The organism is Bradyrhizobium sp. BRP19 (assembly GCF_020194195.1).
Taxonomy (GTDB): Bacteria; Pseudomonadota; Alphaproteobacteria; order Rhizobiales; family Xanthobacteraceae; genus Bradyrhizobium; species Bradyrhizobium yuanmingense.
Genome location: NZ_JADYVZ010000003.1, coordinates 504896 through 529585, shown reverse-complemented (window position 1 = coordinate 529585; position 24690 = coordinate 504896). Strand labels below are relative to the sequence as shown.

Annotated in this window: 24 protein-coding genes; 16 read left to right on the top strand and 8 right to left on the bottom strand. The window is 64.6% G+C overall.

Annotation, left to right across the window (positions count from 1 at the left end; genetic code table 11):
* Positions 1–28: 28 nt before the first annotated feature.
* Positions 29–1141, bottom strand: a complete 1113-nt coding sequence (locus I6F36_RS12775; protein ID WP_035998174.1) for an AI-2E family transporter — start codon at positions 1139–1141, stop codon at positions 29–31.
* A gap of 208 nt (positions 1142–1349) precedes the next feature.
* Between I6F36_RS12775 and I6F36_RS12770 the strand changes: the two genes are divergently transcribed.
* From I6F36_RS12770 to I6F36_RS12760, 3 genes are all read left to right on the top strand, one after another.
* Entirely contained in the window at positions 1350–2165 is an 816-nt protein-coding gene (locus I6F36_RS12770) for a L,D-transpeptidase (RefSeq protein ID WP_035998178.1), read from the top strand.
* 13 nt (positions 2166–2178) lie between these two features.
* Entirely contained in the window at positions 2179–2829 is a 651-nt protein-coding gene (locus I6F36_RS12765; RefSeq protein WP_225171533.1) for a DUF2865 domain-containing protein, read from the top strand.
* 164 nt (positions 2830–2993) lie between these two features.
* On the top strand, positions 2994–3149 hold the full coding sequence (locus I6F36_RS12760) for a Thivi_2564 family membrane protein (protein ID WP_008546817.1): 156 nt from the start codon (positions 2994–2996) through the stop codon (positions 3147–3149).
* Positions 3150–3278: 129 nt separating this feature from the next.
* Here the strand turns inward: I6F36_RS12760 and I6F36_RS12755 are convergent, their stop codons facing one another.
* The 4 genes from I6F36_RS12755 to cysD all read right to left on the bottom strand — a co-directional run bounded on the left by I6F36_RS12755 (position 3279) and on the right by cysD (position 8919).
* On the bottom strand, positions 3279–3479 hold the full coding sequence (locus I6F36_RS12755) for a CsbD family protein (RefSeq protein ID WP_008546815.1): 201 nt from the start codon (positions 3477–3479) through the stop codon (positions 3279–3281).
* Positions 3480–3673: 194 nt separating this feature from the next.
* Positions 3674–5839 carry a malate synthase G gene (locus I6F36_RS12750; protein WP_225126400.1) on the bottom strand — a complete coding sequence of 722 codons (2166 nt, stop codon included), beginning with the start codon at positions 5837–5839 and terminating at the stop codon, positions 3674–3676.
* 354 nt (positions 5840–6193) lie between these two features.
* Positions 6194–8110 carry an adenylyl-sulfate kinase gene (gene cysC, locus I6F36_RS12745; protein WP_225171532.1) on the bottom strand — a complete coding sequence of 639 codons (1917 nt, stop codon included), beginning with the start codon at positions 8108–8110 and terminating at the stop codon, positions 6194–6196.
* 14 nt (positions 8111–8124) lie between these two features.
* On the bottom strand, positions 8125–8919 hold the full coding sequence (cysD, locus tag I6F36_RS12740) for a sulfate adenylyltransferase subunit CysD (RefSeq protein ID WP_035998209.1): 795 nt from the start codon (positions 8917–8919) through the stop codon (positions 8125–8127).
* A gap of 244 nt (positions 8920–9163) precedes the next feature.
* On the opposite strand from cysD, the gene cysG reads away from it, so the two are divergent.
* The 12 genes from cysG to I6F36_RS12680 all read left to right on the top strand — a co-directional run bounded on the left by cysG (position 9164) and on the right by I6F36_RS12680 (position 20391).
* Complete coding sequence (gene cysG, locus I6F36_RS12735; protein WP_225171531.1) at positions 9164–10588, top strand: siroheme synthase CysG; 1425 nt, start codon at positions 9164–9166, stop codon at positions 10586–10588.
* Positions 10585–10902 carry a DUF2849 domain-containing protein gene (locus tag I6F36_RS12730; RefSeq protein WP_036021663.1) on the top strand — a complete coding sequence of 106 codons (318 nt, stop codon included), beginning with the start codon at positions 10585–10587 and terminating at the stop codon, positions 10900–10902. Before cysG ends, I6F36_RS12730 begins: the two co-directional genes overlap by 4 nt.
* Positions 10903–10913: 11 nt before the next feature.
* The gene (locus tag I6F36_RS12725) at positions 10914–12569 is read left to right on the top strand and encodes a nitrite/sulfite reductase (RefSeq protein WP_225171530.1); all 1656 of its coding nucleotides are present in this window, start codon (positions 10914–10916) and stop codon (positions 12567–12569) included.
* Entirely contained in the window at positions 12556–13071 is a 516-nt protein-coding gene (locus I6F36_RS12720) for a DUF934 domain-containing protein (RefSeq protein ID WP_225171529.1), read from the top strand. Before I6F36_RS12725 ends, I6F36_RS12720 begins: the two co-directional genes overlap by 14 nt.
* Complete coding sequence (locus I6F36_RS12715) at positions 13068–13793, top strand: phosphoadenylyl-sulfate reductase (RefSeq protein WP_225171528.1); 726 nt, start codon at positions 13068–13070, stop codon at positions 13791–13793. Before I6F36_RS12720 ends, I6F36_RS12715 begins: the two co-directional genes overlap by 4 nt.
* 120 nt (positions 13794–13913) lie before the next feature.
* The gene (locus tag I6F36_RS12710) at positions 13914–14915 is read left to right on the top strand and encodes a sulfate ABC transporter substrate-binding protein (protein ID WP_225146403.1); all 1002 of its coding nucleotides are present in this window, start codon (positions 13914–13916) and stop codon (positions 14913–14915) included.
* 37 nt (positions 14916–14952) lie between these two features.
* Complete coding sequence (gene cysT, locus I6F36_RS12705) at positions 14953–15789, top strand: sulfate ABC transporter permease subunit CysT (RefSeq protein ID WP_074447692.1); 837 nt, start codon at positions 14953–14955, stop codon at positions 15787–15789.
* A 9-nt stretch (positions 15790–15798) separates the two neighbouring features.
* Positions 15799–16710, top strand: a complete 912-nt coding sequence (gene cysW, locus I6F36_RS12700) for a sulfate ABC transporter permease subunit CysW (protein WP_225149272.1) — start codon at positions 15799–15801, stop codon at positions 16708–16710.
* On the top strand, positions 16700–17734 hold the full coding sequence (locus I6F36_RS12695; RefSeq protein WP_225171527.1) for a sulfate ABC transporter ATP-binding protein: 1035 nt from the start codon (positions 16700–16702) through the stop codon (positions 17732–17734). Before cysW ends, I6F36_RS12695 begins: the two co-directional genes overlap by 11 nt.
* Before the next feature lie 108 nt (positions 17735–17842).
* Positions 17843–18346, top strand: coding sequence for a CAP domain-containing protein (locus I6F36_RS12690; protein ID WP_035998228.1), 504 nt, complete (start codon positions 17843–17845; stop codon positions 18344–18346).
* A gap of 79 nt (positions 18347–18425) precedes the next feature.
* Positions 18426–19601 carry a patatin-like phospholipase family protein gene (locus I6F36_RS12685; protein ID WP_035998231.1) on the top strand — a complete coding sequence of 392 codons (1176 nt, stop codon included), beginning with the start codon at positions 18426–18428 and terminating at the stop codon, positions 19599–19601.
* Between the two features lies 1 nt (position 19602).
* Complete coding sequence (locus tag I6F36_RS12680) at positions 19603–20391, top strand: 3-hydroxybutyrate dehydrogenase (protein WP_057028138.1); 789 nt, start codon at positions 19603–19605, stop codon at positions 20389–20391.
* A 156-nt stretch (positions 20392–20547) separates the two neighbouring features.
* On the opposite strand, the gene I6F36_RS12675 is transcribed toward I6F36_RS12680, so the two are convergent.
* Positions 20548–21906, bottom strand: coding sequence for a flippase (locus I6F36_RS12675; RefSeq protein WP_225171526.1), 1359 nt, complete (start codon positions 21904–21906; stop codon positions 20548–20550).
* Between the two features lie 85 nt (positions 21907–21991).
* Entirely contained in the window at positions 21992–22831 is an 840-nt protein-coding gene (locus tag I6F36_RS12670; RefSeq protein WP_035998237.1) for a protein-disulfide reductase DsbD domain-containing protein, read from the bottom strand.
* Positions 22832–22973: 142 nt separating this feature from the next.
* Between I6F36_RS12670 and I6F36_RS12665 the strand changes: the two genes are divergently transcribed.
* Positions 22974–23618, top strand: coding sequence for a YqgE/AlgH family protein (locus I6F36_RS12665; protein ID WP_036021679.1), 645 nt, complete (start codon positions 22974–22976; stop codon positions 23616–23618).
* 152 nt (positions 23619–23770) lie between these two features.
* Here I6F36_RS12665 and I6F36_RS12660 read toward each other — a convergent pair whose 3' ends face one another.
* On the bottom strand, positions 23771–24658 hold the full coding sequence (locus I6F36_RS12660; RefSeq protein WP_035998242.1) for a TauD/TfdA family dioxygenase: 888 nt from the start codon (positions 24656–24658) through the stop codon (positions 23771–23773).
* Between the last annotated feature and the right edge of the window lie 32 nt (positions 24659–24690).

Sequence of the window (24690 nt, the reverse complement as noted above, 5' to 3'; positions counted from 1 at the left end):
CCGGGTAAGTTCCGTTCGCTGAAACCGGTCAGGCTTGCGGCAGCTGCGGCGAATTCTCCGGCAGCAGGTGGTCCTTCAGGATCAGCGCCACGATCAGGAGCGGCGAGGACAGGAACGCGCCCATCGGCCCCCACAGCCAGGTCCAGAATGCGAGCGCGAGCAGCACGGCGAGCGCGTTCAGGGCGAGCCGCCGCCCGATGATCGTCGGCGTGATGAAGTGACCCTCAAGAAAGGTGAGGCCACCGAAGGCGAGCGCGGCCATCAGGCCGCCGCCGAGGGTCGGGAAGGCGATCAGCCCGACCACGACCAGCACCACGAACATCGCCACGGGCCCGATGATCGGGATGAAGTTGAGCGTGGCCGCCAGTGCGCCGAGCCCGGCCGGATTGGGCATTCCGGTCAGCGCACAGATCAGGCCGGTGGCGACGCCGACGCCGACATTGATGAGGGTGACGGTCAGCAGATAATTGCCGAGATGGACCTCGATCTCGTTGAGGATCCGGAGCGTGCGCAGCCGCGCGTCGTGATTGCTGAAGGTCATGATCATGGCCCGCCGCAGGTCGCGCCAGCTTGCGATGAACAGGATCAGGGTGACGAAGAACAGCAGGAATTCGGTAAAGGTCGGTGACAGGAATTCCAGCGTCGGCTGCACCCACTCGATCTTGGGCATGTGCAGGCTCGGCAATCCCTCCGAGCCGCCGAGCATGGCTTGCAGCTCCCGCCAGAGCGCAAGCGGCCGGTCGAACACGTGCAGCTTGTCCTTCAATTGCGCGCCGAGCTCTGGCAGGCGCGTGCTCCACGCCATGACCGGCGAAGCGATCAACGCGACGGCGAAAGCGACCACCGCGCTCACTGCGACCACGATCAGCACGGCGCCGACGCTGCGTGGGACCTTGCTTCGCTCCAGGAAGGTGGCCGCCGGAGACAGCATGGTCCCGATGACGAACGCCATCACGACCGGCAGGAAGAACGCCCGGCCGACATAGAGCACGGCGACGATGGCGATCAGCAACAGCCCGGCCAGCGCGAACGCGACGAATTCAGTGCGGCGGATCACCGGCGGCAGCTCGACATGGCTCTCGGGAAGCGGATCGCCTTCGCTGTTGCCGGAAATCAAACGTTCACTGGGTAGGACGCGCACAATATCTCTCCCGCACGGAATCCGTGATCCGCGCGCCCATTGATGACGTGACTAATGCTTGGGCGGCGTGCTGGTTCCATCGCGGCTTCGTGAACGGATGCTCGCTTGACTGTGACGTCGCTGCCGCACGCTGCGCCGGAACTTCGATCGAGGCGGCGGAGTTTGTTGAGGCAGCGCATCACCTGATGCACATCCAACGGGGCAGCTCATGACAAAGTTGTTTGCAGTCCGTCGCAGCTTCTCGCCGCGCGCCGTCGGCGCGTTCGCCTTCGCAACCGCTCTTCTCGCAGTGCCGGTGGGCACCGCAAGCGCCCAAACCTTCGGCTATGCGCCGATGCAGCGGGTGTATCCGCAGGACCTTTACTCGCAGGGCCAATACTTGCAGGGCCAACACTTGCAGGACCAAGGCTATTCGCAGGATGACATCAACGAGGCGCCGCAGGTCGCCGATGAGGATGCCCAATTGCCCGACCGGCTGCGCAGGCAGATCGTCGGCTTCGACCGGAGCGAGCCGGCCGGTACCATCGTCATCGATACCAACAGCACCTATCTCTATTACGTGCTCGGAGGCGGCCGCGCGATCCGCTACGGCGTCGGCGTCGGCCGCGAGGGCTTTACCTGGTCGGGCGTGCAAAGCGTCAGCCGCAAGGCCGAGTGGCCGGACTGGCATCCGCCGGCCGAGATGATCGCGCGCCAGCCCTATCTGCCGCGCTTCGTCGCCGGCGGGCCCGGCAACCCGCTCGGTGCGCGCGCGATGTATCTCGGCTCGAGCCAATACCGCATCCACGGCACCAATGATCCCTCCACCATCGGCAAGTTCGTCTCGTCCGGCTGCATCCGCATGACCAACGAGGACGTCGTCGACCTGTATAGCCGCGTCAATGTCGGCGCCAAGGTCGTGGTGCTGCCGAAGAACGCGCCGTTAATGGCGAAGGGAGGTGATCCCGTGCGCAAGCGTCCGGCCGTGACGACACTGCCTTCGGGTCGGCAGGCGCTGAACATGACCACGTCGGCCGTGAATTAGTCTGCGAGGTCCTATGGCGAGACGGCTGATTGACAAACTGGCGGGCGGAGTGGCGATTGTCGTCGTCGTCTCCAGCGGGCTGGCGATGGCGCCGTCGGCGCATGCGCAGGATTTCTTCTCGGGCCTGTTCGGCGGCTTTCGGATGAGGCCACCGCCGGAAATCCGGATGCCTTTCCCCACCGACGATATGCCGCGCTATGAGGCGCCACGCCAGCGCGCGTCCTACGGCGGCGGCACCGCCTATTGCGTGCGCAGCTGCGACGGTCGCTACTTCCCGGCACAAGGCAATGATGCCGAGAGCAAGGCGCAATCTTGCAAGAGTTTCTGCCCTGCCTCGGAAACCTCGCTGGTCTACGGCGGCAACATCGACGATGCCACGACGGAGAAGGGAAAATCCTATTCGGATCTGCCCAACGCATACCGCTATCGCAATGAGATCGTCGCGGGTTGCACCTGCAACGGCAAGAACCCGGTGGGGCTCGCATCCGTCAAGGTCGAGGACGATCCGACCCTGCGCAAGGGCGATATCGTCGCCGGCGCCAATGGTTTAGTGGTCGCCAGCCGCAATGCCAACGACCGCCGCGGCGTTGCGATGAATTTCTCGCCGCTGCCGGATTCAGTGCGCGCGAGATTCCGCCAGGTCCCCGTGGTAGCGAAAGAGTAGGAAACGCCGCATCTGTCGGCCTCCGAACCTTGTCGGACGGCAAATGCCGGATTGGCCTGCCGCGGAGACGGCCTCATGAGATCGCGCGGAGGGTTTCCGAGATGGAACCGGCTTGGGTGCAGCGCGTTAGAACAGCGTAGCAATTGCCTGAAGGGGGCCTCGCGATGCTGGTTGGCGTACTCGTCACCTTTCTCGTCGTCATTCTTGTGCTCTATCTCATCAACATGCTGCCAATGGACGGCCGCGCCAAGCAGATCGCGCGCGTCATCGTCATCATCATCGGCATTGTTTCGCTGCTGAAATACCTGGCGGTGTTCTAGCAATCGCAGCCCGGACAAGCGAAGCGGTATCCGGGCCGCAGCGAAGGTCCCGGATCGCACTTCACGCCATCCGGGGCTACACCTCAAATCAAAAGCCCCGGCTTTCGCCGGGGCTTCGTTCGTGCTGCTTCAGTGCAGCGACTTCAGCCAGTCGTCGACATCCTGACGGACCTGGTCCTTGGCCTTGCCGTAACGCTCCTGCAACCGGCCCTCAAGCTGCTCGCGGCGGCCCTCGATCAGTTGGAGGTCGTCGTCAGTGAGCTTGCCCCATTTCTCCTTGGCCGATCCCTTGAACTGCTTCCAGTTTCCTTCGATCCGATTCCAGTCCATGACCATCTCCCGTTGGTTGATGGCCCGACAACGCGAGGCGCACGCAGCCTGTTCCGTGACACAGCGCGACGTTTCCCCAACAAAAAAGCCCCGGGTTCGGCCGGGGCTTTCGATGTTCCGTGACTCTGCTCAGCCGAGCGCCTCTTTATCCAAGAGCCTCTTTTATCGAAGAGCCTCTTTATGCAAGAGCCTTTTTATGCAAGAGCCTTGGCCTCGCGGCGGCGCGCGGTGAGGATGTATTCGGTGTAGCCGTTCGGCTGCTCCCGCCCCTTGAAGATGAGGTCGCAGGCGGCCTTGAAGGCGACGCCGTCGAAGGCGGGCGCCATCGGCTTGTAGATGGGATCATCCGCGTTCTGCTTGTCGACGACGACGGCCATGCGCTTAAGCGATTCCATCACCTGCGCCTCGGTGATGACGCCCTGATGCAGCCAGTTGGCAAGGTGCTGGCTGGAAATGCGCAAGGTGGCGCGGTCTTCCATCAGGCCGACGTCGTGGATGTCGGGCACCTTCGAGCAGCCGACGCCCTGGTCGATCCAGCGCACGACATAGCCCAGGATGCCCTGGCAATTATTGTCGATCTCCTGCCTGACGTCATCGGGCGCCCAGTTCGACTTCGACACCGGAATGGTGAGGATGTCGGACAGCTTTGCGCGCGGTCCGCCCTTGGCGAGTTCCTCCTGGCGCGCGATGACGTTGACCTGGTGGTAGTGCAGCGCGTGCAGCGTCGCCGCGGTCGGCGAGGGCACCCAGGCGGTGGTGGCGCCGGCCTGCGGATGGCCGAGCTTCTGGGCCAGCATGTCCGCCATCTTGTCGGGCGCGGCCCACATGCCCTTGCCGATCTGGGCGTGGCCGGGCAGGCCATCGATCAGGCCCATGTCGACGTTCCAGTCCTCATAGGCCTTGATCCAGGCCTGCGCCTTCATCTCGTTCTTGCGGATCATCGGACCCGCTTCCATCGAGGTGTGGATCTCGTCGCCGGTGCGGTCGAGGAAGCCGGTGTTGATGAACATGATGCGCTTGGAGGCGCGCTGGATGCAGGCCTTGAGGTTGACGGTGGTGCGTCGCTCCTCGTCCATGATGCCGACCTTGAGCGTGTTCTCGGGCAGGCCGAGCATCTTCTCGACGCGGTCGAAAATCTCGCAGGTCAGCGAGACCTCGTCCGGGCCGTGCATCTTCGGCTTCACGATGTAGGCAGAACCGGTGCGGCTGTTCTTGACCTTGGAATTGCCCTTGAGGTCGTGGATCGCGAGCAGGCCAGAGACCGCGGCATCGAGCAGACCTTCTGGAATCTCTTCGCCTTTCTCGTCGAGCACGGCGTCGGTGAACATGTGGTGACCGCAATTGCGCATCAGGAGGAGGCTGCGGCCGTGCAGCTTGAGCTCGCCCTTGCCGTCGGGAGTCTTGTAGCTGCGGTCGGCGTTGAGTGAGCGGGTCAGCGTCTTGCCGCCCTTCTCGAAATCGGCCGACAACGTGCCGTTCATCAGGCCGAGCGTGTTGCGGTAGACCAGCACCTTGTCCTCGGCATCGACCGCGGCGACCGAGTCCTCCATGTCCAGAATGGTGGAGACCGCAGCCTCCATGATCATGTCGGCGACGCCGGCCGGATCGTCCTTGCCGATCGCGCTGCTGCGGTCGATCTTGACCTCGATATGCAGGCCGTTGTTGACGAGCAGCACGGCGCTCGGCGCGGCTGGATCGCCCTGGAAGCCCGCGAACTGCGCGGCATTCTTCAGCGCGGTGGCGTTGCCGCTCTTCAGCTTCACCGCGAGCTGGCTCGCGACGACGCTATAACCGGTCACGTCGGTGTGGCTGCCGGTCGCGAGCGGCACGGCGTTATCGAGGAACGCCTTGGCCTTGGCGATCACCTTGTCGCCACGCGCCTTGTTGTAGCCCTTGCCGCTCTCGGACGGGTCGTGCGGGATCGCATCGGTGCCGTAGAACGCATCATAGAGCGAGCCCCAGCGTGCGTTCGCCGCGTTCAGCGCGTAGCGCGCATTGGTGAGCGGCACGACGAGCTGCGGGCCGCAGATCTTGCCGATCTCCTCGTCGACATTGGCGGTCTCGACCTTCTGCGTCGCCGGCTCCGGGACGAGATAGCCGATCTCCTTGAGGAAGGCGGTATAGGCATCGAGGTCGAACGCCTTGCCCTTGCCCGCGCGGTGCCAGTCGTCGATCTTGGCCTGCAGATTGTCGCGGAATGCGAGCAGCTCGCGGTTCTTCGGTCCCAACTCCTTGATGATGCCGGCAAGCCCGGCCCAGAACGCATCCGGCGCGATCCCGGTTTTCGGGGCCGCTTCCTTGGCGATGAAGTCAAACAGGACGGGTGCGATCTTCAATCCGTGGGCGTCGACGCGTTTCATGATGGGCTTTCTTGTTGGAAATGGCTGTTTTTGGCTGCTTTTGACCCGACAGCAGCAAAATGCGCCCACGCGGGGCGGCTTTCGGGGGCCTATTAGCCCCAAAAAAGAGGCCGTGAGAAGACCCCCGGGAGCTTGTCAAAATGTCAAGGAGAGGTGGGAGACGGTCCCACGCACCGGTGTCATTCCCCGCGACCCGGCTACGCTAAGGCTTCGCCGAGGTTGAGGTCTAGGGGCGCCGAAGCTTTAGCGAAGGCGGCAAGCGGGGAATCCAGTACGCTGCGGCTTCTTCGTATTCCAACGCTGTCTCTGGAATACTGGGTCGCCCGGCCGAGCCGGGCGACGACTAGGGCGGCCTCAAATATTCGCAGCGAGGTCCACGAGCTCGTCGAACAGCACGCCTGATGCCTTCAGCATCTGCTCGATCTCGTCGGCCGCTTCCGCAACCGTCCGCTTCGACGTATCGATCACGAGCTCGGCGGCCTCAGGCTTCTCGTAGTCGTTGCCAATGCCGGTGAACGAGGCGAGTGCGCCGGCGCGGGCTTTCTTGTAATGGCCCTTGGGATCGCGCTCCTCGCACACCTCGGCGGGCGTCGCGACATGGATTTCGCGAAACGCGGTGTCGGCGATGCGACGCGCGGCGGCGCGATCTTCGCGCGCGGGCGAGACCGCCGCGACGATGGCGATGTGGCCGTTGCGGGCGAGATGCGTCGCGACCTCGGCGAGGCGGCGGATGTTCTCGCTGCGATCAGTGGCGGAGAAGCCGAGATCGCTGTTGAGCCCGGCGCGCAGCGTGTCGCCATCGAGCAGGATCGGCGAGCCGCCATTGGTGAAGAGACGCCGCTCCAGCGCCCGCGCCAGCGTCGACTTGCCGGAAGCCGGCAGGCCGGTAAGCCAGACCACGGCGCCATTGTGGCGGTAGCGGGCCGAGCGCTCGTCGCTGCGCAGCGCCGATTCCACCGGCACGATGTCGACAGGCACGGCACGCTGACCGGCATCGACCGACAGCACCAGGCCACCGCCGGCGATGCGCCCGGACACCTCGATCACGAGGCGGCCGGTGCGCGGATTTTCGGTGTAGGGATCGGTCGCGATCGGATTGGACAGGGAGATGTCGATCTCGCCGACATGGTTGCGGCCGATCGCCTTGTTCTCGCTGCTTGAGAGCTCGCCGGGATCGACCGCCTTCTCGATGGCGACCACGGTGGCGCGGCTTTCCTTGGGGCCGCAGCGCACCAAAAGCTGGTCGCCCTTGGCAAGCGGCTTGTCGTGCAGCCAGAAGATGCGCGCCCGCAGCCGCCGCGTCTCGCGCGGGGCGCTGCCCGCATGCGCGATGATGTCGCCGCGCTCGATGAACAATTCGCGGTCGAGCGTGATGCCGACCGAGCGGCCGGCGCCCTGACGGCCCGCTACCGGCGTCGCCGGCCAGCTCTCGACCGTCTTGATCTTGGCGATCTTACCGGCCGGCATGATCACGATCTCGTCGCCGGCAATCAGGCTGCCGGATTCGATGCGGCCGGCGACGATGCGGCGGTCGTCGAACTTGTAGATCGCCTGCACCGGCAGCCGCATCGCCAGCGCTTCCAGCGGACGCGCCGGCTCGAGGTGATCAAGCGCCTCGACCACGGTCGGTCCCTTGTACCAAGAGATGCGGTCGGTGCGCATCGCAACGCCGTCGCCGTCACGCGCGGAAATCGGGATCACGGCCGTGGGCGTCACGCCGAGGCCGTTCAGATGCGCGGAGATCTCGTCGCTGATGTCCTTGAAGCGTGCGGCGGAGAAATCGACGCGGTCCATCTTGTTGACGACGACGGCGACCTGCTTCACCCCGAGCAGATGCAGGAGATAGCCGTGCCGCCTGGTCTGGTCGCGCACGCCCTCCAGCGCGTCGATGATCAGCACCGCACCGTCGGCCTGCGAGGCGCCGGTGATCATGTTGCGGAGGAATTCGGCGTGGCCGGGCGCATCGATCAGCACGATGTCGCGCGAATTGGTGCGGAAGCGGATCTGCGTGGTGTCGATGGTGATGCCCTGGTCGCGCTCGGTCTGCAGCGCGTCGAGCAGGAACGACCATTCGAACGGCATGCCGCGCCGCGCGCTGACGGCCTTGAGCATTTCGAGCTTGCCCTCGGGCAGGCTGCCGGTTTCATGCAGGAGGCGGCCGACCAGGGTCGACTTGCCGTGGTCAACATGGCCGACGATGACGATGCGGACCTGGGGACGCGTGGTGCCGTTCGGCGTGCCGGGCGAGGCTGACGTGACGATCATGTTCATGGCCGCGTCCTTGATCAGAGATAGCCGGCGACGCGAAGGCGCTCGAAGGCGTCCTCGGTCTCGTGGTCGAGCGCGCGCCCCGAGCGCTCCGGCACCTTGGTCTGTTCGAGCTCGATCAGGATCTCGTCGATGTTCGAGGCATTCGAGGCAACCGGATTGGTGATGTCCTGGTCACCCAGCGAGCGATAACGCTTGCCGTTCTTGGCAAGGTACAGCGGAATGATCGGGATGTTCTCGCGCTTGGTGTAGGCCCAGATGTCGGCCTCGGTCCAATGCAGGATCGGATGGATGCGCAGATGCGCGCCTTGCGGCGGCGAGGCGTTGAAATGATCCCAGAATTCCGGCGGCTGGTCGCGCACGTCCCAATTGCCCTCCAAGCCGCGCGGCGAGAACACGCGCTCCTTGGCGCGCGTTGCTTCCTCGTCGCGGCGGATGCCGGCGATCAGGCCGTCGAAGCCATATTTTGCGAGCGCCATCTTGAGGCCCTCGGTCTTGCGCGCGGCGGACCGGGCGGCCGGCGGCAGCGTTGGGTCGACGGCATCGATCGGCGGGCAGGGCTCGACGCGCAGATCGAGATCCCATTCCTTGCCGTAATGATCGCGGAAGCGATACATCTCCGGAAACTTCTTGCCGGTATCGACGTGAAGGGCCGGGAACGGCATCTTGCCGAAGAAGGCTTTCCGCGCCAGCCAGATCATGACGTTGGAGTCCTTGCCGAGTGACCACAACAGGGCAATCTTCTTCAGCCGGGCAAAGGCCTCACGGAAGATGTAGATGCTCTGCGCTTCGAGCTGGTCGAGATGGTCCATGCTCGAGGCAAGTTCGGCAGCAAATTCTTGCGCGCGCACGCGCTCAGCCAGCGCCGGATTGCTCAGTCGATCAGCAGCGGAATCGTCCTTGAGAAGATGCATCTCTGCCACTTTGCGTTTGGAGGCGAAAATTCTATAGTTGCGGTGCGGAAGAGAAGAAAAAATTTTCTCTTTGCGCGCTCGAAACGAGACATATATAGAAAATAATTCCAGTCAACCCCGTTTGTGGGGAAGCGAGTATCACATGCGGTTCTTGCCGGTGTTTCTCGATCTCAAGGCCGGCCCGGTGGTCCTCATCGGGACGGGCGAGCTTTTGCGCGCCAAGCTGCGCGTGCTCGCCGCTGCCGGCGCGCGCCTGCGCGTGCATGCGATCGATGGCAATCACGACCTTGGCCTCGGCTCCGAAGACTTGGCGCGCATCGAGATCGCGGCAGGCGATCCGCTCACGGTGGATATTTCCGGCGTCATCGCCGTCGTCTGCGCGGGCGCAGGCGATGTCGGTGTGGCCATGTCGGCTCGCGCCAAGGCGGCTGGCCTGCCCGTCAACGTCATGGACGACCTCGAGCATTCCAGCTTCATCTTTCCGGCGATCGTCGATCGCGGCGATGTCGTGGTCGCCGTCGGCACCGGCGGCACCTCTCCGGTGGTGGCGCGGCGTGTGCGCGAGAAGATCGAGGCGCTGCTGCCGGCGCGCATTGGCGAACTCGCCGAGTTCATCGGCACCTTCCGCAAGTCGATCAACGAGCGCATCGCCGAGTTTCCGCTGCGCCGCCGCTTCTGGGAGCGCGTCATCGACGGTCCGATCGGCGCCGCCGTGCTCGCCGGCCGCAACAGCGAAGCCGATGCATCGCTCAAGGCGATTGCCGACCTTTCCGCATTCGCGCGCGCCGACAAGCCGGAAGGCTCCGTCGCACTGGTCGGCGCCGGACCCGGCGATCCCGATCTGCTCACCATCAAGGCGCTGCGCGCTTTGCAGGACGCCGACATCGTCTTCCATGACGAGCTGGTCTCGCCCGAGATTCTCGACCGCATTCGCCGCGACACCACGCGCGTTGCGGTCGGCCGCCGCGTCGGCAAGCCCGGCATCGGCCAGGACGCCATCAACAAGCGCATGATCGAGGCCGCGCAATCGGGCCAGCGCGTCGTGCGGTTGAAGGGCGGCGATCCCTTCGTGTTCGGCCGCGGCGGCGAAGAAGTGGAAGCGCTGCGCGCCGCCGGCATCGCCTATTCGATCATTCCCGGCATCACCGCAGGGCTCGGCGCCGCCGCCGATTTCGAGGTGCCGCTCACCTACCGCCACGAAGCGACCCGCATCACCTTCCTCACCGCACACAAGGCCCGCGATGCAGAGAACGTGGATTGGTCGACACTGACCGACACCAAGATGACCGTCGTGGTCTACATGGGCATGACCGCAGCGCCCGCCGTGCGCGCAGGCTTGTTCGCGGCCGGCCGCTCGCCGGAGACGCCGGTCGGCGTGTTCGCCCGCGTCACGCGGCCGGATGCGCAAGGCGCAATTGGCACGCTGCGCGATCTGCCGGAACTGGTGCGGCGGATCCATGGCGGTCCCGCCATCCTCATCATCGGCGACGTGGTCCGGCATGCCGGCTCGCTTCGCCGCCAGACACCCAAACAAATCATCTCTGACCTATTGGATGCAGCCGAATGACCTCTCCGCTCGAACAAAAGAAGATCCGTATCGCTGGCCCCTCGGTCGTGACCGCCAACCGCACCTGGGACGGCATCGTGGTCTACCGCACCGCCGCCAACAGCTGGTCCGCCGAGCTGTCGGAAGCCGCGATCGTGCGCAACTCCGACGAGGCCAAGGCGTTGCTTGCGGAAGCCGTGGCCGATGACGTCGGCGCCATCGGCCCCTATATCGCGCCGGTGCAGATCGGCGACGATGGCAAGGTCCAGCCCGGCAATCTGCGCGAGCAGATTCGCCGCACCGGCGTCACCATCGGACAGCCGGCTCAGGTTTAAGGCACCCACTTATGTATGCTTACGACGAAATCGACCGCACGCTCGTCAACGAGCGCGTCTCGGAGTTCCGCGACCAGGTGAAGCGGCGCCTTTCCGGCGAGCTCACCGAGGACGAGTTCAAGATCCTGCGTTTGCAGAACGGCGTCTATCTGCAGCTGCACGCTTATATGTTCCGCGTCGCGATTCCCTATGGCACTCTGGCGACGAACCAGATGCGGGCGCTCGCCCATGTCGCGCGCAAATACGATCGCGGCTACGGCCACTTCACCACGCGGCAGAATATCCAGTTCAACTGGATCAAGCTCGCCGAGCTGCCGGATGCACTCGAAGACCTCGCCAAGGTCGGCATCCACGCGATGCAGACCTCCGGCAACAACATGCGCAACGTCACCTCGGACCAGTGGGCCGGCGTCGCGCCGGGCGAGATCGAGGATCCGCGCATCTGGTCGGAGCTGATCCGCCAGCACACCACGTTGCATCCGGAATTCTCGTTCCTGCCGCGCAAGTTCAAGATCGCGATCACCGCCTCGGACCACGACCGCGCCGCGATCAGGATCCACGACATCGGCCTGCGGCTAATCAAGAACGAGAAGGGCGAGACAGGCTTCGAGGTTCTGGTCGGCGGCGGTCTCGGCCGTACGCCGTTCATCGCCAAGACCATCAAGCACTTCGTGCACGGCCGCGACATCCTCACCTACATCGAGGCGATCTTACGCGTCTACAATCAGTACGGCCGCCGCGACAACATCTACAAGGCGCGCATCAAGATCCTGGTGCACGAGCTCGGCATCGAGAAATTCTCGCGCGAGGTCGAGGAGGAGTGGCAGCACATTCGCAACTCCTCGCTCCAGATCGACGAGGAGGTGATCGAGGACATCCGCTCGCGCTTCACCTATCCGGCCTACGAGAAGCTGCCGCATATGCCGGACGAGCTGCGCCAGGCCGCGGCCGACCCCGATTTCGAGGCATGGCGCAAGAACTCGGTGGCCCCGCACAAGGTGCAGGGTTACTCCATCGTCACGATCTCGCTGAAGCCGACCGGCGGGCCTCCGGGCGATGCCACCGCCGAGCAGATGGACGCGCTGGCAGATCTTGCCGACAAATATTCCTTCGGCGAGATCCGCGTCGGCCACGAGCAGAACCTGGCGCTGCCGCACGTCGCCAAGCGCGACCTGCCGGCACTGTGGAAGGCGCTCGACAAGCTCGGGCTGGCGACGCCCAACGTCAACCTGATCACCGACATCATCGCTTGCCCCGGGCTCGATTATTGCTCGCTGGCGAATGCCCGCTCGATTCCGATCGCGCAGGAGCTGACGCGGCGCTTCGCCAATCACGAGCTCGCTAACCTGATCGGCCGTCTGCACATCAACATCTCCGGCTGCATCAATGCCTGCGGCCATCACCATGTCGGCCATATCGGCATTCTCGGCGTCGAGAAGAACGGCGAGGAGGTCTATCAGATCACCATCGGCGGCCGCGCCGACGAGAACGCCGCGCTCGGCACCCTGATCGGTCCCGGCGTCAAGTTCGACGAGGTCGCCGACGTCGTCGAGGACATCGTGGAAGCCTATCTGGCGCTGCGCGAGCGGCCTGAAGAGCTGTTCATGGACACGGTGAAGCGCCTCGGCGTCGAACCCTTCAAGGAGCGCGTCTATGCCACTCGTTAACGGCGGAAAGATCACGGACGACCGCTTCGTCAAGCTCGCCGTCGACACGCCGCTGCCCGAAGGCGGCGACATCCTGGTGCCCGCCGAGCGCTTCCTCGGCGAGGCCGAGGGCTTGCTCAAGCGTGCCGGAAAGGTCGGGGTGATCTGGCCCAACAACCGCGACATCGCCGAGCTCGTGCCGTATCTCGGCCAGGTCGCCGCCGTCGCGCTGGTGTTCCCGACCTTCCGTGACGGACGGGCCTACAGCCAGGCGCGGCTGCTGCGCGAGCGCTACAATTACCGCGGCGAATTGCGCGCGACCGGTCAGGTGCTGCGCGACCAGTTCGTGTTCATGCTGCGTGCCGGCTTCGATGCCTTCGAGGTCAAGAAGCAGGCCGACGCGGAAGCCTTCATGCAGACCGCGAAGCGCTATTCGGTGTTCTACCAGCCGACCGGCGATGGCCGCATCACCGCGCTGCACCGGCGCATGCAGCTGCGCCACTCCGAAGGGGTCGGCACGTGAACGCGATCGCGCCTCAGGTTTCAGCCGTGTCTGCGCTACCTTCGGCGGACGAGCTCGATCGCGCCTTGCGCGATGCCTCGCCTGCGGAGGTCATTGCCGCGGCGCTGAAGACGGTCGGGCGCGACAAGCTTGCGCTGGTGTCGTCCTTCGGCACGGAATCGGCGACGCTGTTGAAGGTCATGGCGGACGTCGATCCGGCGATCCCCGTGGTCTTTCTCGACACCGGCTGGTTGTTCGAGGAGACGCTGGCCTATCGCGATACGCTGATTGCGACGCTGGGCCTGAAGGACGTCCGCTCGATCAAGCCGGCCGAGGAGACGCTGTCGCGCGAAGACCCCGACCGCAACCTCTGGTTCTCCGATCCCGACGCCTGCTGCCGCATCCGCAAGGTCGAGCCGCTGGCGCGTGCGCTGAAGCCGTTCGGCGCCTGGCTCAACGGCCGCAAGCGCTTTCAGGGCAATGCGCGCGCCGACATTCCGGTCGTCGAGGACGATGGCGCGCGGCTGAAATTCAATCCCTTCGCCAACGTCTCGCGCGAGGAGATCGAGGCGATCTTCACCCGCGCTAAATTGCCGCGGCACCCTCTGGTTGTGTCAGGATTCCTGTCGGTTGGGTGTATGCCTTGCACCAGCAGAACGACTGAGGGCGAGGATGCACGCGCCGGCCGGTGGCGCGGCCGGGCCAAGACAGAATGCGGCATCCATACGATGAAGACTTCGTAGCACAGTCGCGCTGCAAGCTAGCGAACAAGAAAATCGGGTTCCGTTGACACAAGAGCGTTTCGCCACGAGTTATGCCTGCCGTCGACGACGCCGATGTCGTCGAGGTGAATGGAGATGGACATGATGCGCCGTATCGTTCCGCTCGCCGCAGGATTGCTCGCGACGGGGTTCTGGGCAGGCTCGGCTCTGGCCGCCGACATCAATTTGCTGAACGTGTCGTACGATCCGACGCGCGAGCTCTATGTCGAGTTCAACAAGGCGTTCGCGAGCGCCTACCAGAAGGAAACCGGTAAGAGCGTCGAGATCAAGCAGTCGCACGGCGGCAGCGGCTCGCAGGCGCGCGCGGTGATCGACGGCTTGCAGGCTGATGTGGTGACGCTGGCGCTGGCCTATGACATCGACGCCATCGCGAGCAAGCGCCTCACCGCGACGGATTGGCAGAAACGGCTGCCACAGAATTCGTCGCCCTACACGTCGACCATCGTGTTCTTGGTGCGCAAGGGCAATCCCAAGGGCATCAAGGACTGGGATGATCTGATCAAGCCGGGCGTTGCCATCATCACCCCGAACCCGAAAACGTCGGGCGGCGCGCGCTGGAATTATCTTGCCGCCTGGGGCTTTGCGCAAAAGAAATACGGTTCGGCCGACAAGGCCAAGGACTTCGTTGGGAAGCTCTTCCAGCAGGTGCCGGTGCTCGATACCGGCGCCCGGGGCGCCACTGTGACCTTTGTCGAGCGCGGCGTCGGTGACGTGCTGCTCGCCTGGGAGAACGAGGCGTTCCTGGCCCTGAAGGAATTCGGTGCGAACAAGTTCGAGATCGTTGCACCGCCGCAGTCGATCCTCGCCGAGCCGCCGGTCGCGATCGTGGACAAGGTTGCCGACAAAAAGGGCACCCGCAATGCGGCTGACGCCTACCTTCAATACTGGTACACCAAGGAAGGGCAGGAGATCGCCGCGCGCAATTTCTACCGTCCGCGCGATGCCGAGACCGCCAAAAAGTATGAAAATTCCTTCGCCAAGGTCGAGCTGTTCACGATCGACGACGTCTTCGGCGGCTGGACCAAGGCACAGAAGGAACATTTTGCAGACGGCGGCGTTTTCGATCAGATTTACAAGAACTGATCGGGCGCTGTCGTAGGGGGCTTTAGCAGGGGGCCTGGTGAGCGCACTCGCAGCACGACGCCGGACATTGCCGGGCTTCGGTCTCACCATGGGACTGACGCTTTCCTGGCTGTCCGTGATCATCCTGATTCCACTCGCCGGCCTGTTCCTGAGATCGCTTGAGCTCAGCCCCGAGCAGTTCTGGAACATCCTCTCCAGCCGCCGCACCCTGAACGCGCTCCGCGTCTCGTTCGGCCTCGCCTTTGCGGCGGCTTGCGTCAATCTGGTGATGGGCAGCATCATCGTCTGGGCGCTGGTGCGCTACCGCTTCCCCGGCCGCCGCATCTTCGATGCCATCGTCGACGTGCCGTTTGCGCTGCCGACGGCGGTGGCCGGCGTCGCGCTGACGGCGCTGTTCGCCGAGAAGGGCTGGCTGGGGGCGCCGCTCGCCGCGCTCGGCCTCAAGGTGGCGTTCACGCCGGTCGGCATCTTCGTCGCCATGATCTTCATCGGCATTCCCTTCGTTGTCCGCACCGTGCAGCCGGTGCTGCAGGATCTCGACCCTGAAATCGAGGAAGCCGCGGGCAGCCTGGGGGCCAGCCGCTTGCAGACCATCGTTCGCGTGATCCTGCCTTCGCTCGCGCCGGCGCTGCTCACGGGCCTCGCGCTCGCCTTCGCCCGCGCGGTCGGTGAATACGGCTCGGTGATCTTCATCGCCGGCAATCTGCCCAACGTCTCCGAGATCGCGCCGCTCTTGATCGTGATACGCCTGTCCGAATTCCGTTACGCCGATGCGACCGCGATTGCGGTGGTCATGCTGGTCGTCTCCTTCGTCATCATCTTCGCGGTCAATCGGCTCCAGCGCTGGGCGCAGAGCCGGATCCCGGCGCGCTGAGGGCGGACCATGACGATGCAGATCGCAGATTCCGTGTCGCTCTCGGCCTCCGACTCGCAGGCACGCGCGCACGCGGCGGCGGCGCGGAACAATTTGCGCACCGAGCCGCGCGCCGTCCGCATCGTCATCATCACGCTGGCGTTGCTGTTTCTCACCGTCTTCGTCGTGCTGCCGCTGGTCGTCGTGTTCGCGCAGGCATTTTCGCGCGGCATCCTCGCCTATTTCGCCGCGCTCGCCGAGCCGGAGGCGATGGCGGCGATCAAGCTAACGTTGATCGTCGCGGCGATCTCGGTCGGGCTCAATCTGGTGTTCGGCCTCGTCGCCGCCTGGGCGATTGCAAAATTCGAGTTTCCGGGCAAGACCTTCCTGATCACGCTGATCGACCTGCCATTCTCGGTCAGCCCGGTGATCTCGGGCCTCGTCTTCGTGCTATTGTTCGGCGCGCAAGGCTATCTCGGCAGCTGGCTGCGCGAGCACGACATCCAGATCCTGTTCGCGGTCCCCGGCATTGCGCTCGCCACCACCTTCGTGACCTTCCCCTTCGTGGCGCGCGCGCTGATCCCCCTGATGCAGGAGCAGGGCACGCAGGAGGAGGAGGCTGCGATCTCGCTCGGCGCCTCCGGCCTGCAGACCTTCTTCCGCGTCACCCTGCCCAACATCAAATGGGGCGTGCTCTACGGCGTCCTGCTCTGCAACGCGCGCGCGATGGGCGAGTTCGGTGCGGTCTCCGTCGTCTCCGGCCACATCCGCGGCGAGACCAACACCATGCCGCTCTTGGTCGAGATCCTCTACAACGAATACCAGTTCGTCGCCGCTTTCGCGATCGCCTCGCTGCTCGCAATGCTGGCGCTGATCACGCTGATCGCAAAAACCGTTCTCGAACGTCATCTCGACGAAGGACAAGACGCCAGTGACCATTGAAGTCAAGAATCTCGTCAAGAAATTCGGCAGTTTTGCAGCGCTCGACGGCGTCGATCTCAAGGTCAATGACGGTGAGCTGCTGGCGCTGCTCGGCCCGTCCGGCTCCGGCAAGACCACCTTGCTGCGGATCATCGCCGGCCTCGACTGGCCGGACTCGGGCGAAGTCTCGTTCAACGGTGAGGACGCGCTGGCGCAAGGAGCCCGCGAGCGCCACGTCGGTTTCGTGTTCCAGCATTATGCGCTGTTCCGCCACATGACGGTGTTCGAGAACGTCGCGTTCGGCCTGCGCGTGCAGCCGCGCGCGGTCCGCAAGGACGAAGCTGCGATCCGCTCGCGCGTCAAGGAGCTGCTCGATCTGGTTCAGCTCGACTGGCTCGCCGACCGCTATCCGAGCCAGCTCTCCGGTGGCCAGCGTCAGCGCATCGCGCTCGCCCGCGCGCTCGCGATCGAGCCGCGCATTCTCCTGCTCGATGAACCCTTCGGCGCGCTCGACGCCAAGGTGCGCAAGGAGCTGCGCAAATGGCTGCGCTCACTGCATCACGAGATCCACGTCACCTCAATCTTCGTCACGCACGACCAGGAGGAGGCGCTGGAAGTCGCCAACCGCGTCGTGGTGATGGACAAGGGACGGATCGAGCAGATCGGCTCGCCCGACGATGTCTACGACAATCCGGCGACGGCTTTCGTGCACGGCTTCATCGGCGAATCCATCGTGCTGCCGATCCAGATCGGCGATGGCGCGATCCGGCTCGGCGACCGCCAGCTCGATCTGGCGGCCGATGGGCTCGCGCCTGGCGCGTCGAAGCTGTTCGTGCGGCGACATGACATGCTGGTCGGCCCGCCCGGCAGCGGCGCCCTCGAGGGGGCGGTCCAGCACGTCCGCAATTTTGGCCCGGTGCAGCGGGCGGAAGTAGCCTTGTCCGGTGGCGAGACCATCGAGATCGACGCCCCCCGCGACAAGGAACTGCGCGCCGGCGACACGATCGGCCTCAATCCGCGCCGCTACCGGATTTTTGCGGGCTGAGCCCCGCCGTCATTCCGCCGCGGAATGACGGCTCAAATTCTCTTCAAAATTCACCTTTCAGCCATTGTTGGTATGCAACAACAGCCCCTCATTTGGGGGCCCCGATTCATGCGCGCTGCGGCCGCAATTCTCATCATGTTGCTGCTCGCCGGTTGTGCCGGCAACGAAGCGCCGGTCCAGCAGCCGTCGATGTATGCCGACATGGCGGTCCCGGGCTCCAAGCTCGACGTCCAGGCAGCTGCGATCATGATCTCGCAATACCGCCAGAACAACGGGCTCGGTACGGTCGTGGTCGACCCGGATTTGACGCGGCTCGCCGAATCCCAATCGGGCGCGATGGCGGCGGCCAACAAGATGGACCACGACGTCCGCGCGCCGCTCGCCAAGCGTCTGGCCTCTGGCGGTTATCCTGCCACCGTGGCGGTCGAGAACATCTCGGCCGGCTATCATACGCTGGCGGAAGCGTTTTCCGGCTGGCGCGACTCGCCTCCGCACCGCGCCAACATGCTCAAGAGCGGTGTCACAAAATTGGGCATTGCGGCGAGCTATGCTCCAGGCACCAAATACAAGGTGTTCTGGACCATGATCCTGGCCTCCACCGAGCCTCGATAAGCCAGACTTGATCCCGGGGATGCATTGACGTCGCGGCGGAGTGTCGCCACGGTGGCGAGCCTTTTGCTATTGTTCCCGCATGACCGATCATAGTCCGGAAACCGCAACAATCCCCACGAATGCGCAACGCGTCCTGGTCCTCCAGGGCGGCGGCGCGCTCGGCTCGTACCAGGCTGGCGCCTTCCAGGCGCTGTGTGGCTACGGCTTCGATCCGGAATGGGTCGCCGGCATCTCGATCGGCGCGGTCAATGCCGCCATCATCGCCGGCAACGAGGGGCACACCCGCGTCGAGCGGCTCAAGGAATTCTGGGAAATGGTGTCGGCCCCGGTGCCGTGGAAGCCGGTCGGCAAGAGCGACCGCAGCCGCGAGCTGTTCAATTCCACCAGTGCCGCGCTGATTGCGACGTTCGGCGTGCCCGGCTTCTTCACGCCACGCATTCCGCCGGCGCCGCTGTGGCCGCCGGGGCATCGCGAGGCCGAAAGCTATTACGATACCTCGCCGCTGAAGAAGACGCTGGAGCGACTCGTCGATTTCGACCGCATCAACGATCTGAAGACACGCCTGTCGGTCGGCGCGGTCGGCGTCACCTCGGGCAATTTCAGATATTTCGACAATTACGCGTTCAAGAAGCTCGGCAAGAAGATCGGCCCCGAGCACATCATGGCCTCCGGCGCGCTGCCGCCGGGCTTTCCCTCCGTCGTCATCGACGGCGAGCATTATTGGGACGGCGGCATCGCCTCCAACACTCCGCTCGACTACGTGCTCGATGCCGAGGTCGAACGCGACATGCTGATCTTTCAGGTCGATTTGTTTTCCGCGCGCGGCGACCTGCCGAACTCGCTGCTGGAGGCGGCCGAGCGCGAGAAGGACATCCGCTATTCCAGCCGCACGCGGATGAACACCGACAAGAACAAGCAGCTGCACAACGCCCGCAGGGCCGTGCGCGATCTGATCGGCAAATTGCCGGACTATCTCAAGAACGATCCTTCCGTCGAATTCCTGGCGAAAGTGTCGCGCGAAAGCACCGTCACCGTGGTGCATCTGATCTACCGCAGCAAGAACTACGAATCCTCGTCCAAGGATTACGATTTCTCGCACATTGCCATGGTCGAGCATTGGGAGGCCGGCGTGCGTGACGTGCACCTGTCGATGCGCCACAAGGACTGGCTGGAGCGGCCGCAATCCGGCGAGACCATGGTGACCTACGATCTCACGGGGGACGTCACCGCGCCCCCGGCAAAAAGGAGCGAATAGAATGGGTACTCTGTCAGGCAAGAACGCCGTCGTGACCGGATCGACCAGCGGCATCGGGCTCGCTTACGCGCGCGCCTTCGCCGGCGCCGGTGCCAACGTCGTCATCAACGGTTTCGGCTCGCCGGAGGACATCGAGAAGGAGCGCGCCAAGATCGAATCCGATTTCGGCGTCAAGGCGGTCTACTCGCCCGCCGACATGACCAAGCCCGCCGAGGTCGCCGGCATGATCGCGCTCGGCGAGAAGACGTTCGGCTCGGTCGACATCCTCGTCAACAATGCCGGCATCCAGTTCGTCTCGCCGATCGAGGAATTCCCGCCGGAGAAATGGGACCAGATCATCGCGATCAATCTGTCCTCGGCCTTCCACGCCATCCGCGCCGCGGTGCCCGGCATGAAGAAGAAGGGCTGGGGCCGCATCATCAACACGGCGTCGGCGCACTCGCTGGTGGCCTCGCCATTCAAGTCGGCCTACGTCTCGGCCAAGCACGGCATCGCCGGCCTCACCAAGACCGTGGCGCTGGAAGTCGCGACCCACAAGATCACCTGCAACTGCATCAGCCCCGGCTACGTCTGGACCCCGCTGGTCGAGAAGCAGATCCCCGACACGATGAAGGCGCGCAATCTGACGCGCGAGCAGGTCATCAACGACGTGCTGCTCGATGCGCAGCCGACCAAGGAGTTCGTCACCTCCGAGCAGGTCGCCGCGCTCGCCCTGTTCCTGTGCAGCGACGACGCCGCCCAGATCACCGGCACCAACCTCTCGATCGACGGCGGCTGGACCGCGGAGTAATTCGTGCCGACCTGACAACTCTCGGTCATGCCCCGCGAAGGCGGGGCATCCAGTACACCGCGGCCTCTCGGTTAATCACAGCCGCCTCGGAGTACTGGATCGCCCGGTCAAGCCGGGCGATGACAGCGAGAGTGGATCGGCGTTTTCGATCGTCGTCTATTTGCCGAACGCCAGCACGTGCAGCCCCAGCCGCTGCCGCACGATCCAGAACAGCAGCACCGTCTCGAAGGTGAGGGAGATCGAGGTCGCGGCCGCCGCGCCATGGCCGCCGTAGCGCGGCACCAGCGCGATGCAAAGCACGAGGTTCATCATGAAGGCTAGCGCATAGGCGAGCGCGCAGATCTTCTGCTGGCCGAGCATGTTGAGCAGGCGCTCGACCGGCCCGATCGCAGAGCGGACCACGAGGCCGATCGCGGCCACGAACATGATGTCGTAGCCGATCACGAATTGTGGTCCGAACAGCCAGAGCAGCGGCTTGCCGAGCGCGAGCAGCACGATGGTCGCGGCCAGCGACGGCCAGAACGTCCAGGTGATGGCATGCGCGACGTAGGCCGACAGGCGCGCCTTGTCGCCGCTGGCATTGTATTCGGCGAAGCGGTGTGCCGTCGTAGCTGACATCGCGTAGTGGATGAACGAGACCAGCGCCAGCGTCTTCACCACGGCGAAATAGACGCCGACCTCGTCCGAGGGACGGAATTGCTGCAGCACCAGCACGTCGGTGTAGGACAGGAGCAGGTAGAAGCTCTCGACCAGCAGGATCGGTAGCGAGACGGCGAGCCAGCCCTTGACGTCATAGGCCTTCGGTCCCGGTGTGATGTGATCGGCGAGCTTGCGGTTCAGCACCACCATCTGCCCGGCCATCGCGATCCATACCGCGCAAAGGCTCGCCACCATCGCGGCGACGGCGCCGAGGTGATAGCCGAGCAGGAAGGCGAGCGCCGTGATGCCGATGATCAGCGCCTGGCGGATGATGAATTGCGGCATCAGGCCGAGCTGCATCCAGTCGTGCGAGCGCGCGATGCCGTCCTGGGTGTTGGCGACCACGAAAGCGGGCAGCGTCATGCAGCCGATATAGAGCGGCAGCACCTCGGCGGGATCGATCCAGGGCGACAGCAATTTGACGATGCCAGCAAGGCCGAGCGACGTCAGCGTGGACACGGCAAAGGTCAGCCAGCGGCTGCCGGACAGGAAGCCGCGCAGCAGCGCGTGCGCGCCGTTGGCGCGGTACTCCGGAATGATTTTCTGCGCGGAGGCCGAGATGCCGAAATCCATCATGCTGCCGAGCAGCAGCACCCAGGTCCAGACATAGACGTAGATGCCGTAATCGGACGTGCCCATCCAGCGCGCCAGCAGCACCTGCGAGACATAAGCGAGGCCGGCGCTGATGACGCGGATGATGAAGATGGTGCCGGCGAGCCGGCGCGTCAGCGACGCCTCGCTCGATCCGCCCGCGAGCCTGGCGCGCAGCCGCGCGATCAGCCCGGCCCGTCCGGTCGTTGCGGGTGGTGCATCCATCACGGCCAATTCGAACAATCCCCAGCGACCTGCAGCGGCAGGCGAGGGATTAGCAACCATTCGTTAAGATTCGGTTGGGCGGACGCTAGTTCAAATTCGTGTTGAACTCGTACGCCTTCTCCGGCCCGACCAGCGTGAACTTCAGCGCGGCGCCCTCGGGCTTGGCGCCCGGCGGCAATCCGTCGAGCTCGAACGAGAAGCGCACGACCCCGGGCGGGCTGGGCTGCACCGGCGCCGGAATCGGCAGCGCCCAATCGGGTGTCGGGCCTTCCACGAACAGATTGACCTTGCGGCTGTCCGGCGCCACCACATCGACCACTACGTTCTTGGGCCCGTCCCGCTTGACGTCGCGAATGGTGAGCGGATTGGGGTCGCCGATATTGGCGGGCTTCGGCACGGTGTCGAGCGCGGCACGCAAGTTCGCGTCCTCGGTCGAGGCGACGCTGTTGAAGCCGAGCTCGGCGCTGGCCTCTACGGGAATGCAGAGCTTCTCGCACACCGCGTAGTTGATCTCGGCCCTCAAGGTCACCGGCTTGTCTGCAGCCTTGGCGACGATGCGCAGGGGCAGCACGACTTGGTCGCGATAGCCGATGGAATGGCCGCCCGCGCCGTCGTCGAACTTCAGCGGCGCCGGCCACATCACCGTCACCGCCTCGACATTGTCGGACTTGGAGAAGTCGAACCGGGGTGGAACGCCGGAATCGCCGGGCGACCGCCAGTAGGTCTTCCAGCCGGGCTGCAGCTGGAAGGCGATACCGCCGAGCAGCACCGCGCCGCTGCGCGAGCCCGCCAGGAGCCGCACCGCGGAATGTCCATCGCGCTGCCAAGGCGATGCGTCATCGGCACGGGCCGCGATAGCCAACGACGACGCGAGCAGGGTTGTCGCGACGCCAATCGCCGCACGCAGGGGAACAATGCTGGACATGGCACGTCTTTACAGGGTCACCTAGGGCCAAACCATTGAATTGCTTGTGATGGATGCACTCGAATCAACTCGCCGCAAGCCTTGATTTGACAGCCGCCCGGCCCGACATCAGGATAGGAATTGAAACCGGAGTGCTCGAGCGATGGCTCCCACAGGCAAGAGGACGGGCGAAAGCACCCGCAGCTCGGGCGCCGCGCTGCCCAGTTCCGGCGGCTATCTCGACGGCCGGCTCCTGATCGCAATGCCCGTGATGGGCGATTCCCGCTTCGAGCGCTCGGTGATCTATCTTTGCGCCCATTCGGCGGAGGGGGCGATGGGCATCATCGTGAACCACCCCGCCGGCAGCATCGATTTCCCCGAGCTCTTGCAGCAGCTCGGCATCATCAAGAAGGGCGAGCACATCAAGCTGCCGGAGAATGCCGAAAGTATGAAGGTGCTGCGGGGCGGGCCGGTCGACACCGGGCGCGGCTTCGTGCTGCATTCCAGCGACTTCTACATCGAGAACGCCACGCTGCGGATCGATGACGGCGTCTGCCTGACCGCGACGGTCGACATTCTGCGCGCCATCGCCAACGGCTCCGGCCCCAAGCACGCCATCCTCGCGCTCGGCTATGCCGGCTGGGCGCCGGGCCAGCTCGAGACGGAGATCCAGAGCAACGGCTGGCTGCATTGCGACGCGGACGCGGATCTGATTTTCGGCGACGACGTCGACGACAAGTACAACCGTGCTTTGCAGAAGATCGGTATCGACCCCGGCATGCTCTCGAACGAGGCCGGGCACGCGTAGCGTTATCGGCCGCTATTGCCACACTCTCCACTGCCCTCAGTTATTCTCCGCTGTCGTCCCGGATCGGCGCTTCGCGCCGGACAACGCTACGCGTTGCCCAGCGCTCCGCTTGTCCGGGACGACGACCGAATTTGTGGCTACTCCGACCCGGCCTACTCCGCCGCCTGCTGCTGCACCGTCGGCTCCGTCCCCGCCACCGTCGCGCGGCGCATGTCGCGGGGCTGGGACTGGTCGTAGCGGCGGACGCGGTGCATGGTCTGGCGGTTGTCCCACATCACGAGGTCATGCAGCTTCCATTTGTGCACGTAGACGAACTCGGGTTGCGTGGCGTGCTCGGTCAGATCGCGCAGCAATAGCCGCCCCTCGGGCATGCTCATGCCGACGACCTTGCCGGCATGCGATGACAGATACAGCGACTTGCGGCGATGCACGGGGTGCGTGCGCACCAGCCGTTGCAGCACCGGCTTGAACATCTCCTTCTCTTCGTCGGTGTATTCGGTGAAGCCGAGCGATCCCCGCGAATACATCAGCGAATGCTCGCAGACGAGGTCCTCGATCTCCGCCTTGGTCTCGTCGTCGAGCGCGTCATAGGCTGCACGCATGTCGGCGAATTCGGTGTTGCCGCCCTTCGGGTTCACCACGCGCGCCGACAGCAGCGAGAATTTTGCGGGGATCGGACGGAACGAGCTGTCCGAGTGCCACAGGCAATTGCCGAGGTTGAACAGATTGGCGCGGCTGTCCTTGGGCAGCGGCTTGCCGTCCTTGCCGAGGTTGGAGACGTCGTTCAGGCCTGAGGTGAGGCGGTGTTCATCCGCCTTGGTGATGTTGCCGCCGCGCGCCTCCTCGCGCTGGCCAAAATTCAGCGCGAATGCCATCTGCTGCTCGTCGGTGATGTCCTGGTCGTGGAAGACGAGCACCGCGTACTTGTCCATGGCGGCCTCGATCTCGCGCGCCTGATCCGGCGTGAGCGGCTTGCGCAAGTCGAGGCCGGACACCTCGCCGACGAAATGTTTCTGAAGCTGCCGGATGGCGATGGTCATTGCGTTCCTCCCGCATCTACGAGCGGTTTCCC